At 64.1% G+C, this 14,152-nt stretch carries 11 protein-coding genes and 1 other RNA gene; 8 read left to right on the top strand and 4 right to left on the bottom strand.

Annotation, left to right across the window (positions count from 1 at the left end; all coding sequences use genetic code 11):
- The first annotated feature begins 40 nt into the window (after positions 1 to 40).
- Positions 41 to 486, top strand: an RNA gene (gene rnpB / locus LJ737_RS18760) — RNase P RNA component class A.
- A 286-nt stretch (positions 487 to 772) separates the two neighbouring features.
- On the opposite strand, the gene LJ737_RS18755 is transcribed toward rnpB, so the two are convergent.
- Entirely contained in the window at positions 773 to 1,225 is a 453-nt protein-coding gene (locus LJ737_RS18755; protein ID WP_227768283.1) for a c-type cytochrome, read from the bottom strand.
- Positions 1,225 to 2,520 (bottom strand): PQQ-dependent sugar dehydrogenase, encoded by a 1,296-nt coding sequence (locus LJ737_RS18750; RefSeq protein ID WP_227768282.1) that lies wholly within the window; start codon positions 2,518 to 2,520, stop codon positions 1,225 to 1,227. The genes LJ737_RS18755 and LJ737_RS18750 overlap by 1 nt, the downstream gene beginning before the upstream one ends.
- 151 nt (positions 2,521 to 2,671) lie before the next feature.
- Between LJ737_RS18750 and LJ737_RS18745 the strand changes: the two genes are divergently transcribed.
- Positions 2,672 to 3,829 (top strand): sigma-54-dependent transcriptional regulator, encoded by a 1,158-nt coding sequence (locus LJ737_RS18745; RefSeq protein ID WP_227768281.1) that lies wholly within the window; start codon positions 2,672 to 2,674, stop codon positions 3,827 to 3,829.
- Positions 3,830 to 4,058: 229 nt separating this feature from the next.
- On the opposite strand, the gene LJ737_RS18740 is transcribed toward LJ737_RS18745, so the two are convergent.
- Positions 4,059 to 5,078 carry an acyl-CoA synthetase family protein gene (locus LJ737_RS18740; RefSeq protein ID WP_227768280.1) on the bottom strand — a complete coding sequence of 340 codons (1,020 nt, stop codon included), beginning with the start codon at positions 5,076 to 5,078 and terminating at the stop codon, positions 4,059 to 4,061.
- Between the two features lie 112 nt (positions 5,079 to 5,190).
- On the opposite strand from LJ737_RS18740, the gene LJ737_RS18735 reads away from it, so the two are divergent.
- Entirely contained in the window at positions 5,191 to 5,730 is a 540-nt protein-coding gene (locus LJ737_RS18735; protein ID WP_227768279.1) for a hypothetical protein, read from the top strand.
- Positions 5,731 to 5,816: 86 nt separating this feature from the next.
- On the opposite strand, the gene LJ737_RS18730 is transcribed toward LJ737_RS18735, so the two are convergent.
- The gene (locus LJ737_RS18730; protein ID WP_227768278.1) at positions 5,817 to 8,237 is read right to left on the bottom strand and encodes an alpha-ketoacid dehydrogenase subunit alpha/beta; all 2,421 of its coding nucleotides are present in this window, start codon (positions 8,235 to 8,237) and stop codon (positions 5,817 to 5,819) included.
- A 248-nt stretch (positions 8,238 to 8,485) separates the two neighbouring features.
- Here LJ737_RS18730 and LJ737_RS18725 point away from each other — a divergent pair, with 248 nt between their 5' ends.
- The 5 genes from LJ737_RS18725 to LJ737_RS18705 all read left to right on the top strand — a co-directional run bounded on the left by LJ737_RS18725 (position 8,486) and on the right by LJ737_RS18705 (position 14,136).
- Positions 8,486 to 9,277, top strand: coding sequence for a DUF1573 domain-containing protein (locus LJ737_RS18725; protein ID WP_227768277.1), 792 nt, complete (start codon positions 8,486 to 8,488; stop codon positions 9,275 to 9,277).
- A 247-nt stretch (positions 9,278 to 9,524) separates the two neighbouring features.
- Positions 9,525 to 10,022, top strand: a complete 498-nt coding sequence (locus LJ737_RS18720; protein ID WP_227768276.1) for a hypothetical protein — start codon at positions 9,525 to 9,527, stop codon at positions 10,020 to 10,022.
- A 207-nt stretch (positions 10,023 to 10,229) separates the two neighbouring features.
- The gene (gene ald, locus LJ737_RS18715; RefSeq protein WP_227768275.1) at positions 10,230 to 11,360 is read left to right on the top strand and encodes an alanine dehydrogenase; all 1,131 of its coding nucleotides are present in this window, start codon (positions 10,230 to 10,232) and stop codon (positions 11,358 to 11,360) included.
- Positions 11,361 to 11,524: 164 nt separating this feature from the next.
- A complete protein-coding gene (locus LJ737_RS18710; RefSeq protein ID WP_227768274.1) occupies positions 11,525 to 12,124 on the top strand; it encodes an SMI1/KNR4 family protein in 600 nt (199 codons plus the stop codon).
- Between the two features lie 95 nt (positions 12,125 to 12,219).
- Positions 12,220 to 14,136, top strand: coding sequence for an LTA synthase family protein (locus LJ737_RS18705; protein WP_227768273.1), 1,917 nt, complete (start codon positions 12,220 to 12,222; stop codon positions 14,134 to 14,136).
- The last annotated feature ends 16 nt before the right edge of the window (positions 14,137 to 14,152 follow it).

The following is a 14,152-nucleotide window of genomic DNA, read 5'->3' as shown; positions in this document are numbered from 1 at the left end:
CTAGGAGCCAAGGCAATTCATTCGTTACCTTTGCCCGCAAGTGATGCGCCGCCCCACCGCTGCGCCCCTCGGGGCGGAGAGGAAAGTCCGGGCAACGCAGAGCACCCTGCTTCCTAACGGGAAGGACGGCGGCTGGGAACGGCCGCCGGACAGCTAGTGCCACAGAAAACTACCGCCAAGCGCGGTGAGGTTGCGAAAGGCGAGGTTGTGACTCACAATTTCACCACTTCACAACTTCACCTTTGGTAAGGGTGAAAAGGTGCGGTAAGAGCGCACCAGCGGGCGGGTGACCGTCCGGCTGGGTAAACCTCAGGGGTTGAAAGGCCAAATAGGCCGGCACGCAGCGCCGCAAGGCGCTGCAACGGGCGGTTCGTCCGGTCGGCGGGTAGGCTGATGGAGCCCGCGCGCAAGTTCGGGCCTAGATAAATGGTGGGGCCGCGGCCGCAAGGCAGCGGACAGAACCCGGCTTACAGGCGCATCACCACTCACGAAACCGCCCGTCGTTGCAGCTCTGCAGCGGCGGGCGGTTGTGATTTGGTGGTATTTCTGCAACGGCTCATCCCGCCGTCATTGCGAGGACGAAGGACAAAGCAATCCTTCCTCTCGCGGCACAATGGCTCAACTGGCAGAAACCAACAAGCCCCACCCGAAACTGGGGTTACCGTTTCGGGCGGGGCTTGTTTTGGGCAGCAAGTATGGTAACGGCGTTGTTGCTAGAGTCAGGATTGCTGCGCTTTGCTCGCAATGACGACCAGTTTGGCCGTCGGCAGCGCTACTTCTTATTCGCGGCGCGGGCTGCTTTTACCTCGGCCGGCGTTACCGCCGAGGCCTTGTTGCCAAAGCTGTTGCGCACGTAGGTCAGCACGTCGGCAATCTGCTGATCGGTAAGCTGGTTTTGGGCGGGCATCACGTTGCGGTACGGCTCCCCGTCGATGTCCTGGTCCTGCAGGCCGTTGAGCACCACGCCCACGAGGCGGGTTTTGTCGCCGAGCACCCAGGTGGTTTTGCTTAGGGGCGGGTTCATGCCCTCCACCCCGCCGCCGTCGGCCATGTGGCAGGTCAGGCAATTCTGGGTATACACGGTTTTGCCGGCGGCCAGCCGCGCCGCCGGCATGGCGGTTGCGGGCTTACCCGCGGGCTTTTTGGCAACGGGCTTTTTTTGCTGGGCCACGGCCGCGCCGTGCAGCAGCGTCACGGCAGCTAGCAGAACAAAAAAACGCTTCATCAAGACTTCTTCTGGGTGTATACGATGCGGTAAATGGTGCCCTTGCTGTCATCCGAGACGTAGAGCGACCCATCGGGGCCCTGGGCCAAGCCACAGGGCTTGTGGTCGGGGCGGCCGGCGGCGGCTTTTTCCGGGGTGCCAGCGAAGTTGTCGGCGAATACCTCCCAGTTGCCCGAGGGCTTGCCGTCCTTGAAGGGCTGGAACACTACGTAGTAGCCTTTCTGCGGCTCGGGGGCGCGGTTCCAGGAGCCGTGGAAGGCAATAAACGCGCCGTGGCGGTACTTCTCCGGAAACATGGTGCCGGTGTAGAACAGCAGGGCGTTGGGCGCAGTGTGGGCCGGGTAAGCAGCGGCGGGCTGCAGGTAGTTACCGGTGGCTTCTTTCTTCCCGTCGCCGCCGTACTCGGGGGCCTGCATCAGCTTGCGCTGCTGCCCGTCGTAGTACACGTAGGGCCAGCCGGCGTTGGCGCCCTTGGTCAGCGCGTACAGGCATTCGGCGGGCAGCTCGGCCGACTGCTTCGTGTCGTAGAGTTCGGGGAAAATGTCGTGCAGCTGGTCGCGGCCGTGCTGCATCACGAAGAGCTGGTTGGCCTGGCTGTTCCAGTCGAGGCCCACCACGTTGCGCAGGCCGGTGGCGTAGCGCGTGCCCTCGGCGTAGCCTTGGTTGGGCTTGTCGGCGCGGAACTGCCAGATGCCACCGGCCTGCTCCAGAATCGGGCAGTTGGGCTGGCCCATCGAGCCCTTCTGGCGGTCCTGCTCCTGGCAGGAGTTGGAGTAGGCGCCGATGTTCACGTACAAGTTGCCCGCGTTGTCGAGCACGATGGACTTGCTCTCGTGCTGGCGGCGGTTGATGAGCCCGGTCACGATTTTCTCGGGCGCGGTCGGATTGGTCACTTCACCATTCCCGTCGAGCTTGTAGCGGTACACGTCCTCGTCCGAGGAGGCGTACAGGTAGCCGTCCTTGAGGCTGATGCCGGTGCCACCGTAGTTGCCGAAGCCGCCGGCCACGGTGACCTTGCCGCCCACGTTGGGCGTGAGTTTCAGGATGCCCCGGCCGCTTTTGTCGGGCCGGTTCAGCTTCACGTACAGGATGCCCTTGGGCGTGACGACCAGGTGCCGGGCGCGGCCGCCGGTTTCGGCCACCACCAGGGCTCCGAAGCCCGCGGGCAACTTCAGCCCGGCGTTGTTGGGGTCGGCCACCACGGCGGCGGGGGCGGAAGGGCGCAGGGCCAGCAGGGAGAGGCTACCGGCCACGGCGGCCGACAGCAGCAGGTAGCGCGGAAGGGTTCGGTTCATTGCGCAGGGAACGAAAAGGTGATTGGGGCGGCAAAGTCGCAAATCGGCGGCAAAGGTTGCCGGCCGGATTTTGGGCCCGCGGCCGGCCCCGGCTGAACGGCAGCGCGGCGGTTTTCGTTACTTTGGCCTCCGACTCACCTACCCCGCTTCCATGCCCCGCATCCTCATCATCGACGACGAAAAAGCCATCCGCTACACGCTCAAGGAAATCCTGGAGTTCGAAAATTACACCGTCGACCAGGCCGAAGACGGCCCCGCCGGCCTCGACATGCTCATCAAGGACAAGTACGACGTGGTGCTCTGCGACGTGAAAATGCCCAAGATGGACGGCCTCGAAGTGCTGGAGCGCGCCCAGAAAATTGCGCCCGACACGGCTTTTATCATGGTGTCGGCCCACGGCAATATCGAAATGGCGGTGGACGCCACCAAGAAAGGCGCCTTCGACTTCATCCCGAAACCGCCCGACCTGAACCGCCTGCTGGTGACCGTGCGCAACGCTCTGGACCGCACCAAGCTCGTCACCGAAACCAAGACGCTCAAGAAAAAGATTGCCAAGAGCTCTGAAATGGTGGGCGCCTCAGCCGCCCTGGGCGCCGTACGCACCGCCATCGAAAAGGTGGCCCCTACCGATGCCCGCGTGCTCATCACCGGCCCCAACGGCGCCGGCAAGGAAATGGTGGCCCGGCAAATTCACGAGCTCAGCAACCGCGCCGGCGGCCCCATGGTGGAAGTCAACTGCGCCGCCATTCCTTCGGAGCTGATTGAGTCGGAGCTGTTTGGCCACGAGAAAGGCTCGTTCACCTCGGCCGTGAAGCAGCGCATCGGCAAGTTTGAGCAAGCCGACGGCGGCACGCTATTTCTGGACGAAATCGGCGACATGAGCCTCTCGGCCCAGGCCAAGGTGCTACGCGCCCTGCAGGAAAACAAGATTACCCGCGTGGGCGGCGAAAAGGAAATCAGCGTGAACGTGCGCGTGGTGGCCGCCACCAACAAGAACCTGCTGCAGGAAATTGCCGACCGCAACTTCCGCGAAGACCTCTACCATCGCCTCTCGGTCATCCTCATCCAGGTGCCTGCGCTGAACGACCGCCGCGACGACATTCCGGCCCTGGTGGAGAAGTTCCTCGCCGACATCGGCAACGACTACGGCACCAAGCCCAAGAAAATGAGCGCCGAGGGCATGGCCTACCTGCAAAGCCTGGACTGGCGCGGCAACATCCGCGAGCTGCGCAACGTGGTGGAACGCCTCGTCATCATGGGCGGCGACCCCATCACCGAGCAGGACGCGAAAAGCTACGCCGGGAAGTAAGCCGCCGGCTCACTGGCTGTCATTGCGAGGACGAAGGACGAAGCAACCCTTCCCCCAGGAGCACCGCCGGCTCAGTCCCTATTACCCAAAAACGCTACGGCCCGAAACCAGGTGACTCTGGTTTCGGGCCGTAGCGTTTTTGTTCTGGTGGTTTTCGGTTTCTGCTTCTTGTGCCGTTTCTGCAACTAGAGGAAGGATTGCTTCGCTTTGCTCGCAATGACAGCGGCCCCTATCCCGCCAGCTGGCTGCAGCCGCGGATGTCCGAGTTATCCAGCCGGCCGAGCACTTCGAAGGAGCCGTCGGGGTGGCGGCGGCCCAGGTCGCGGGTTTCCAGGAAGGCGCAGCTGTCGATGTTGGCCAAGTCCACCACGTTGATGGCGCCGGCCGCGCGCTCGAAGCTGGGGCTGAAGGGGTCGGTGGGTTCGCGCAGCAGGATTTGCAGCGCCGGCGGCGCCCAGAAGCGGCCGTGGCCGGGGCTGTAAGCCTGCGAAAGCAGCTCCGTCATGCCGTACTCGGAGTGGATGACTGCCTGCCCAAAACCGGCGCCCAGCTCGGCGTGCAGCTCCTCCCGGATCATCTCGCGGCGGCGGCCCTTCATGCCGCCGGTTTCCAGCACGGCGTCGGGCAGACGCAGCGCGGGGTGGCCGGGGAAAGCCGCCAGCAGGTCGAGCAGGGCGTACGTCACGCCGATCAGCATGAGCCGGCGGCCGGGCTGGGTGCGCTTGGCCGTTTCCAGGGCGGCCAGCAGGGCGGCGTGGTCGCGCAGGAAAAAAGCCTCCTGCTGCGGCTGCTGGGAGGCGCGCACGAAGTGCTCCACCATGTCGACCAAGGACGACTCGCCCTGCTCCAGGTACGAGGGCAGCAGGGCCAGGAAGGTCCAGCCGGTGAGCGGGCCGTACTGCTGCTCGAAAATGCGCCGGGCGTGCTCGTGGTAAAGCTGCGGGTCGCGCACGAGGTGGCGGCTGCGCTGCTGCAGGGTGGTGCCGCTGCTGCGAAACGTCTGCACCGGCTGCCACGCGTCGCCCGGTTCGGCCGTCACTACGTCCTGGGTTTTAAAGAACTCGATGGGCAGGAAGGGCACGTCGGTCAGGCGCTGCACCTGCTCGGGGCGGCAGTTCAGCGCCTGCAGCCACCGGCGGTACGGGGTGCAGTGCGCGGCTTGGTGACGGAAGAGGCGCAGGGCCAGCGCTTCGGCCGTGGCGAAGGTCACCTGCGGCAGCTCAGACAAGTAATCGGCGCGGAAACTCATTGCTCGGAAACCGGGTTTGGAAAGGGCATAACAAATGCGGCCCTTGCGCGTTCAGAGGATATTAATGCGTACTTTTTGCCGCCGGATGTTCACGCCAGCCTTACCAGTTCCTATGCTACGCACACGTCTACTTTCGAGCTTGCTTACCGCCGCCGCGCCGTTGCTCGTGTTTTCCTGCGAACCGGCGCCGGATTACCCGGTGGAGCCCTCCATCGAGTTCAAAAGCATGCGGGCGGAGCGCGTGGACAAACCGGCCCCGGAAACGGACGTCAACGAAATCTTTGTCACCATCACCTACAAAGATGGTGACGGCGACCTGGGCCTCGCCGCCGAAGACCTGAACTCCCCGCCGTACAACGCGCCGCCCTACAACTTCAACTACTATGCGAAGATGTACGTGTTCAACAGCCGCACAAACCAGTTTGTGGAGGATCTGTCGTTTAACGGCACCTTCGCACGCATGCTGGCCGCCGACGCCAAGGCGCAGCCCATTCGCGGCGAGCTGACCTACAACATCAACAAGGGCAACGGCTTCCCGATCAACTACCCGCAGTACGCGCCCGGCAACAAGGTCAAATTCGACATCTACATCTACGACCGCGCCAAGAACAAGAGCAACGTCATCACCACCGAAGAATACGTGCTGCCCTAAGCGCTGCCCGCGGCCAACCTAAACCGCCCCGCCATCGGCCTGTGCCGACGGCGGGGCGGTTGCGTTTTCAGCCGCTGAGGTCGGGGCTAGTAGATGCTCGGAAACTGCCCGGGCGCGGCTTCCTGCATCAGCTCGTACACCACGTCGAACACGTCTTCGGCGTTGGGCTTGCTGAAATAGTCGCCGTCGGAGCCGTAGGGCGGGCGGTGGGGCTGGGCCGCGAGGCAGCGCGGCTGCGAGTCGAGGAAGCGGTAGCCGCCCTGCTCGTCGAGCACCTGCTGCAGCATGTAGGCCGAAGCCCCGCCGGGCACGTCCTCGTCGGCGAAGACCACCCGGTTGGTTTTCTGAATCGACTCCAGAATCACGCCTTCGCGGTCGAAGGGCAGCAGGGTCTGCACGTCGATGACTTCAACTGACACGCCCACCTGCTCCAACTGCTTGGCCGCGTCCATGACGATACGGCACATCGAGCCGTAAGTCACCACGGTCACGTCGGTGCCCGGGCGCAGCACTTCCGGCACGCCCAGCGGCACGGTGAATTCGCCGATGTTGGCGGGCAGGCGTTCCTTGAGGCGGTAGCCGTTGAGCGGCTCGATGACAATGGCCGGGTCGTCGCCCTTGAGCAGGGTGTTGTAGAAGCCGGCGGCCTGGGTCATGTCGCGGGGCACGCAGAGGTACATGCCGCGCACGGCGCCCAGAATCATTTGAATCGGGGAGCCGGAGTGCCAGATGCCTTCCAAGCGGTGCCCGCGGGTGCGCACGATGAGCGGGGCTTTTTGCCCGCCCTTGGTGCGGTACTGCAGGCAGGCCACGTCGTCGCTGAGGATTTGGATGGCGTAGAGCAGGTAATCCAGGTACTGGATTTCGGTGATGGGCCGCAGCCCGCGCAGCGCCGCCCCGATGCCCTGGCCCACAATGGTGCACTCGCGGATGCCGGTGTCGGTGATGCGCAGCTCGCCGAATTTCTCCTGCAGGCCGGCAAAGGCCTGGTTTACGTCGCCGATGCGGCCCACGTCTTCACCGATGGCAAATACGCGCGGGTCGCGCTGGAACATGGCGTCGAAGCAGGCCTGCAGCACCTCGCGGCCGTCCACTTGCGGGGCGTCGGCGGCGTACTCAGCTTTCACTTCCTCCACGTGCAGGGCGGCGTCTTCGCTCTGGCTGTGCAGGTGGGAATTGTAGCGGTCGGCGTTGTCGGCCAGGGCTTGCTCGTGCCAGCGGCGCAGCTCGGCGCGGGCGAAGCTGCGCTTCAGGTCGCGCACCTGGCGCAGGGCCTTGCGCACGGCGCGCATCAAATCGGCGCGGATGGGCGTCGGGTTGTGCTCCAGCTGGTGAATCAGCTCGTGCAGCTCGTTTTCGCGGCCGGCTTCAGTAGCCAGCCCGTTGAGCAGCTGCACCACTTCGTCGCGCTCCTGCTTGATGGGGTTGAAGAAGGCTTCCCAGGCGGCCGCGCGGGCTTGGCGCACAGTGTCCTTGGCTTCGTTCTCGATCTGATCCAGCTCGGCTTCGGTGGCGTGGCCTTCCTGCAGCAGCCACAGGCGCAGCTGGCGCAGGCAGTCAAACTCCTGCTCCCAGCCCAGGCGGTCCTTGCTCTTGTACCGCTCGTGCGAGCCGGAGGTGGAGTGGCCCTGGGGCTGGGTCAGCTCCGTCACGTGAATGAGCACCGGCACGTGCTCCCGGCGGCAGACCTCAGCGGCGCGCTGGTAGGTGTCGACGAGGGCGGCGTAGTCCCAGCCCTTTACCACGAAGATTTCGAAGCCTTGCTCGCCCGGCGCGTTGCGCTGGAAGCCCATCAGAATTTCGCTGATGCTCTGCTTAGTGGTCTGGTACTCGGCCGGCACCGAAATGCCGTAGTGGTCGTCCCAAACGCTCATCAGCATGGGTACCTGCAGCACCCCGGCGGCGTTGATGGCCTCGAAGAACATGCCCTCGGAGGTGCTGGCGTTGCCGATGGTGCCGAAGGCCACTTCGTCGCCGTTGCGCGAGAACTGCGCGAACTGGGCCAGCTCGGGGTTCTGGCGGTAGAGCTTGGAGGCGTAAGCCAGGCCCACGAGGCGGGGCATCTGCCCGCCGGTGGGCGAAATGTCGGCGGAGGAGTTTTTGCTGGCCAGCTGGTCTTTGAACTGCCCGTCCTCGTCGAGGATGCGGGTGCCGAAGTGGCCGTTCATGGCGCGGCCGGCGGTGCTGGGTTCGGCCTCCACGTCGGGGTGGGCGTAAAGCTGGGCGAAGTACTGTTGCAGGGTCAGCTCGCCGGTGGCGAGCATGAAGGTCTGGTCGCGGTAGTAGCCGGAGCGCCAGTCGCCGGGGCGGAAGGCCCGGGCCATGGCCAGCTGCGGCAGCTCTTTGCCGTCGCCGAAGATGCCAAACTTGGCCTTGCCCATGAATACTTCTTTGCGGCCGGCAAGCGACGCCTGCCGGCTTTCCCAGCCGAGGCGGTAATCGCGGAGCAGCTCTTCCTTGCTAAGCGTGGCGGCGGCCGAAGCTACGGCCGAGTCGGCGGTGGACATGCAGTGGATACTGGGGGAATGGATTGGGGGAGCAGACGCCCGGTGGGCGGGGCGGCCTGACCGCACGGCAGGCAGGCAAAAGTACGCAAAACGAGCGTTAGGGTACGGACCTTACCTCGGCGGCGTGCATCAGCCGCGGGTTATGGTTATATTTGCTCTGGTTCGCGGCGCGGCGTAGCTTCACCGCGCCTTCACGGCCCGGCGCTGTTGTTGCGGGCCGGCTTCCGCTGATTTTCAACTCTTCCGCTATGGTGCGTCACATCTTTACTTCCTTGCTGGGCCTGGCCCTGCTACTGTTCACCTCGCTCGGCGCGCTGGCGCAGGGCGTGCTCCAGTTTACCGAAACCGCCCACGACTTCAAGAAAGTAGCCGAGGGCGTCTTGGCCACCCACGAGTTTAAGTTCACCAACACCGGCAACCAGCCCGTGGTCATTGCCAACGTGCAGGCTTCCTGCGGCTGCACCACCCCGGACTGGACCAAAACGCCCGTGCTGCCCGGCAAAACCGGCTTTATCCGCGCCGCTTACAACAGTGCCGGCCGGCCCGGCCAGTTCAACAAGACCGTGACGGTGACCAGCAACGCCAAGGAGCCGTCGATGGTGCTCAGCATCACCGGCACGGTGGTCGACAAGGCCGAAATGACCAAAACCTACTCGCCGGCCGAGCTGGCCAAGTCGCCCAAGCTCACGCTGGACCGCGCCACGCACGACTTCGGCAAGATGGAGTCGGGCCAGCAGCCCGTGGCCAAGTTCACGGTGAAAAACACCGGAAAGTCCAACCTGGAACTGAGCCCTATTACCTCCAGCTGCTACTGCGTGACGGTGAAAAGCCTGCCCAAAGCCCTGAAGCCGGGCGAATCGGCTACGCTGGAGCTGCAGTACGCCCAGCGCCAAGTGGGCCAGATGACCGACGTGGTGACCTTGCACTCCAACGACATCACCGCCTCGGACCCCAAGATTACCCTGAAAGCTAACATCGTGCAGAGCCTGACCCAGCAGAGCATGCTGAAAGAAGGCAGCGCGGCCGTGCCGTTTAAATAAGGTCCCGGATGCTGGCGCCGGTCTGAACGAATGAGTATATCATTCTTCATCTGGCGTCCGGCAGATGAAAGTTGACAGTCGACTTTCAAACAGCGTCGGTCCATCGATTCTTTCCCGCTGGTTCTGACGCTGCTGCGCAAATTCCCCCAGTTTTGATGCCACGGCCGTCGGTCGTGGCATTATTTTTTAGGTACGCCGCCTACGCGCTCCGGCGCTTTGCTTCCCTTCCCTCTCAACAAACTTGGTTATGCGTTTTCCCCTACCCGCTCTGCTCTTACTGGCCGGCGCCGCCACCCTGCTCGGCGGCTGTGCCCGCAACGTCCGCTCGCCCCGCGTCACGCCGCAGTACGGCCTGCAAGTGCGCGTGAGTCTGCCGCCCATCACGCCCGGCACCGACCTGGAAGGCGTGCGCGCCACGGTGGAGCTGGTCAACCAAAACGATTTGCCCTTCGTGGTGTCGGATCCGGCGCAGACGCAGGCCTGCCTGCCGGTAGTGTGGGTCAACGGGCAGGCCCTGCCCTGGGAGCTGCACATGCGCCGCAGCAAGGACCAGCGCATCACCGTGCCGCCCCACGGCAGCGTCACGCGTACCTACGAGCTGCCCCTGAGCCGCTTCGGCGGCCCGACGCGGCCGCAAACCCAGGCCGATTACCAACTGCAGTTGTTTTATCACCCGCGGGTGTATTCCCCGGCGGGTTCGTTTGCGCGGGTTATTGAAATTCCGAGCAACCGGTATCGATTCTAGGCCCTAGCGGGCCCATCCGACTGGGGTTCAAGGCCGAACAGCATGGGGTAAGGCAGCGAGGGGTTGCACCGGCATTCCTCCCGGCGGCCGATGCGGGCTACTGGGCCGGGTTCTTTCGCGCAAACTAACTGTTGTTCGCCCGCTCGCGCGAAACCTTGCCTATATTTGCCGGCGTTTTCCCCGTCAACCCATCCCAGCATTTTTCCCATGATCATCGGCGTTCCGAAGGAGATTAAAAACAACGAAAACCGCGTGGGCGTGACGCCGGCCGGTGTAGCTGAATTCCGCAAAGCGGGCCACACGGTGTACGTACAGGCCAGCGCCGGCATCGGCAGCGGCTTCTCCGACGCCGAGTACGAGCAAGCCGGGGCGCTGCTGCTGCCGACCATCGAGGAGGTGTACGCGCAGGCCGAAATGATCGTGAAAGTAAAGGAGCCGATTTCGGAGGAGTACGGCCTGATCAAGGAAGGTCAGCTGCTGTTCACCTACTTCCACTTCGCTTCCTCGGAAGAGCTGACCCACGCCATGATCGAGCGCAAGGCAACCTGCCTGGCCTACGAAACGGTAGAGCTGCCCAACCGCTCCTTGCCCCTGCTGGTGCCGATGAGCGAGGTGGCCGGCCGCATGGCCCCGCAAGAAGGCGCTAAGTACCTGGAGAAGCCGCTGAAAGGCCGCGGCATCCTGCTGGGCGGCGTGCCCGGCGTGCGCCCCGCCGAAGTGCTTATCCTGGGCGGCGGCGTGGTCGGCACCAACGCCGCCAAAGTGGCCGCCGGCCTCGGCGCTCAGGTGACCATCATGGACATCAGCCTGAACCGCCTGCGCGAGCTGGACGACATCATGCCCAAGAACGTGGTGACTCAGTACTCCAACGACTACAACATCCGCGAAGCCATCAAGACGGCCGACCTGGTTATCGGCGCCGTGCTGATTCCGGGCGCCAAGGCCCCGCACCTGGTGACCCGCGACATGCTCAAGGACATGAAAGCCGGCGCCGTGGTGGTGGACGTGGCCGTGGACCAGGGCGGTTGCATCGAAACCTGCACCCCCACGACCCACGAAAACCCGACCTTCATCATCGAGGACGTGGTGCACTACTGCGTGGCCAACATGCCCGGCGCGGTGCCCTACACCTCCACGCTGGCGCTGACCAACGCCACCCTGCCCTACGCCGTCAAGCTGGCCAACCTGGGCTGGCGCGAGGCTTGCACCCGCGACAACGCCCTGCGCCTGGGTCTGAACGTAGTCAACGGCGAGGTGGTCTACAAAGGCGTAGCCGAAGCCTGGGGCCTGCCCCTGACCAACGTGTCGAAGGTGCTGGACTCGGCCTACGTAGCCTAAGTCAATTAAAAGCTGAGAATTAGAAATGATGGGGGCGTAGGCCAAGCCGGGCCACCCGAAGCCGCATTTTTAATTGCTCATTCTTTAATTTTGAATTTCCTCAAAAGCCTTCCCGTCCCGCCGTGGCCGGGGAGGCTTTTTGCTGAACCGCTTTCTTTTTGAGTATGAAAGACATTACCTACATCGGGGAGCCGGTATCCGACGCGGCAACCTTTAAGCTGCTGCCGTTTGATATGCAGTCGTTTATGCTGCAAAACAACGGCTTGGTGGCTTACTTCGGCGGGCTGCACATTCGCGGCTGCTGCAAAGAGCCCCTCTGGCACAGCATCCGCGAAACCTGGGACGGCCCCAACGCCTTCTGGCGCAACTACCGCAACGTGAAGCGCTCCGACCTGCCCTTTGCCGAGGATGCGGTGGGCAACCAGTTTCTGCTGCGCCGCGGCGAGGTCATCTTCCTCGACGCGGAAACCGGCGAAATCCAGCCCCTGGGCGTGAACTTCACCGGCTTTATCGAAGGCGTGCAGCGCTTTCCCGACAAGGCCCTGGACCTAGGCCCGGTAGGCCAGTTCATGGAGTACGGCGCCCTGCTGCAGCCCGGCGAACTGCTGGCCATCTACCCGCCGGTGTGCGTGAAAAGCGAAGACGAAAGCTTCGAGCTCACGCGCATGCCCACGGAAGTGCGCCTGCACTCCCTGGCCCACCTTTACAAGCAGATTGTCAAGCTCAAGCCCGGCCAGCAAATTCGCCTGCGCAAGGATTATTAAAAGGTGAATTTGTGAAGTTGTGAAATGGTGAATTTGACGTTCAAACGACACTTTGCCGATTTCCCAACTTCACAAACTCACAACGTCACCACCTAATGCCCTCTCCCCTGCTTCGCCTGCTGCTACGGCGGTTTTCGCTGCTGCTGGCCGCGTACCTGCTGCTGCGCCTCGGGTTCTTCGCGGCCAATTACGGCGTGTTTGCGGAGGCCTCGGGGGCGGAGACGCTGTGGGCGTTCTGGCACGGGTTCCGGTTTGATTTGTCGGCGCTGCTGCTGTTGAATCTGCCGTTTATTCTGCTCTCGTTCGTACCCTGGTACGGACGCGGCTGGCAGCGGGCCCTGCGCGGGGTGTACCTCACGCTCAACGCGCCGGGGCTAGCCCTGAACATCATCGACAGCCAGTACTTCAAGTTTATCGGACGGCGCACCTCCGACGAGCTGTTCACCATTACCGGCGACATTGAGCGGCAGGCGGGGCAGCTGGTGTGGCACTACTGGTTTCTGCTGTTGCCCTTCGCCGTGCTCTTCGGGCTGCTGTGGTACTTCTACCCCATGCCCGCGGCCCGCCCCACGGAGCAGACGCCGCGCCACGCCCTCTGGCGCATGGGCCGGGCCATGCTGGAACTGGGCCTGGTAGCGGGGCTGGCGGTGCTCGGCATCCGCGGCGGCCTGCAGCTCAAGCCCTTGCGCCCCGGTCACGCCTTTGTGCAGACGCCGCCTTCGCTCGGGCACGTGGCGCTGAACAGCACGTTTACCTTCGTCAAAAGCTTCGGGCAGAAAACCCTGGAGCGGCCCGCGTACTTCGACTCGGAGTGGGCGCTTACCAGCGCGCTGGCCCCGCACTACCCCGCGCCGCGGCCGAATCCGACGCCCGATAACGTGGTGATTCTGCTGGTGGAGAGCTTCGCTTCGGAGTACAACGGTGTCGAAAACCCTGGGCAGAAGAGCTACACGCCCTTCTTCGATTCGCTGGCGACGGCGCCCGGCGCGCTGCTCATGCGCGAGCATTACGCCAACGGCCGCCGCTCCATCGAGTCGTTGCCGGCGGTGCTGGCCGGGCTGCCGGCCCTGATGGAGTCGCCGTTTATCACCTCCAACTTTCAGACCGACGAGCTGCACGGCCTGGGCGAATTGCTGGGCCGCCACGGCTACGCCTCCTCGGTGTTTCACGGGGCGCAGAATGGCACGATGGGCTTCAACGTGTTCAGCGGCAAGGCCGGCATCCGCCAGTACTACGGCCTGGAGGAATACCCTGGCGGGGCGCAAAGCCCGGATTTCGACGGGCACTGGGGCATCTACGACGAGCCCTACCTGCAGTACTTTGCCCGGCAGCTCGGCCAGCAGCCGCAGCCGTTTTTCTCCACGGTCTTCACCCTGACCTCGCACGAGCCCTTTCCGGTACCGCCGCAGTACCAGGGCCGCTTTGCGCCGGGGCAGCTGCCCATTCATGCCTCCATCGGCTATACCGATTACGCTCTGCGCCGCTTTTTCCAGACGGCCAGCCGCCAGCCGTGGTACCAGCACACCTTGTTCGTGGTGCTGGCCGACCACACCTCCCAGAGCCTGGCCCCGGCCTACCAGAACCTGCTCGGCGAGTACAAAACCCCGTTGCTGCTCTTCCACCCGGGCCGTCCCATGCCCACGGCCGACGCGCACCGCGTCACCCAGCAGGCCGACGTGCCCGCCACCGTGCTCGACTTTCTCGGCTACGGGGCCGACGCCCGGCAGCTGCTGCCCTTCGGCTACTCCGTGTTCGACCCGCAGGCGCCGGGCCGGGCGCTGTTCCTCTCCAACGGCGCGCACTACCTCGTGCACCGCGACTACGTGACCGAGCTAACCGCCGACAATGAGGTGCGCCTCTACCCCTACGCCACCCACCAGCTGCCGGCCCAGCCCCTGCCCGCGCCCCCGGCCGACAAACTGCGCCGCTACGGCGACGAGCTGCGGGCGGTAACGCAGTACTTCACCATTGGGCTGCTCGACAACTCGCTCTACCGTCAGTCGGCGCCCTAACGCCGAGGCCGGGCCG

The organism is Hymenobacter sp. 15J16-1T3B (assembly GCF_020711235.1).
GTDB lineage: Bacteria > Bacteroidota > Bacteroidia > Cytophagales > Hymenobacteraceae > Solirubrum.
This window is presented reverse-complemented; position numbering and strand designations above follow the sequence as displayed.

Bases quoted from the DNA above. Each gene is read 5' to 3' on its own strand.
- LJ737_RS18755 (WP_227768283.1), bottom strand. From the start codon at position 1,225: ATGAAGCGTTTTTTTGTTCTGCTAGCTGCCGTGACGCTGCTGCACGGC.
- LJ737_RS18750 (WP_227768282.1), bottom strand. From the start codon at position 2,520: ATGAACCGAACCCTTCCGCGCTACCTGCTGCTGTCGGCCGCCGTGGCC.
- LJ737_RS18745 (WP_227768281.1), top strand. From the start codon at position 2,672: ATGCCCCGCATCCTCATCATCGACGACGAAAAAGCCATCCGCTACACG.
- LJ737_RS18740 (WP_227768280.1), bottom strand. From the start codon at position 5,078: ATGAGTTTCCGCGCCGATTACTTGTCTGAGCTGCCGCAGGTGACCTTC.
- LJ737_RS18735 (WP_227768279.1), top strand. From the start codon at position 5,191: ATGCTACGCACACGTCTACTTTCGAGCTTGCTTACCGCCGCCGCGCCG.
- LJ737_RS18730 (WP_227768278.1), bottom strand. From the start codon at position 8,237: ATGTCCACCGCCGACTCGGCCGTAGCTTCGGCCGCCGCCACGCTTAGC.
- LJ737_RS18725 (WP_227768277.1), top strand. From the start codon at position 8,486: ATGGTGCGTCACATCTTTACTTCCTTGCTGGGCCTGGCCCTGCTACTG.
- LJ737_RS18720 (WP_227768276.1), top strand. From the start codon at position 9,525: ATGCGTTTTCCCCTACCCGCTCTGCTCTTACTGGCCGGCGCCGCCACC.
- ald (WP_227768275.1), top strand. From the start codon at position 10,230: ATGATCATCGGCGTTCCGAAGGAGATTAAAAACAACGAAAACCGCGTG.
- LJ737_RS18710 (WP_227768274.1), top strand. From the start codon at position 11,525: ATGAAAGACATTACCTACATCGGGGAGCCGGTATCCGACGCGGCAACC.
- LJ737_RS18705 (WP_227768273.1), top strand. From the start codon at position 12,220: ATGCCCTCTCCCCTGCTTCGCCTGCTGCTACGGCGGTTTTCGCTGCTG.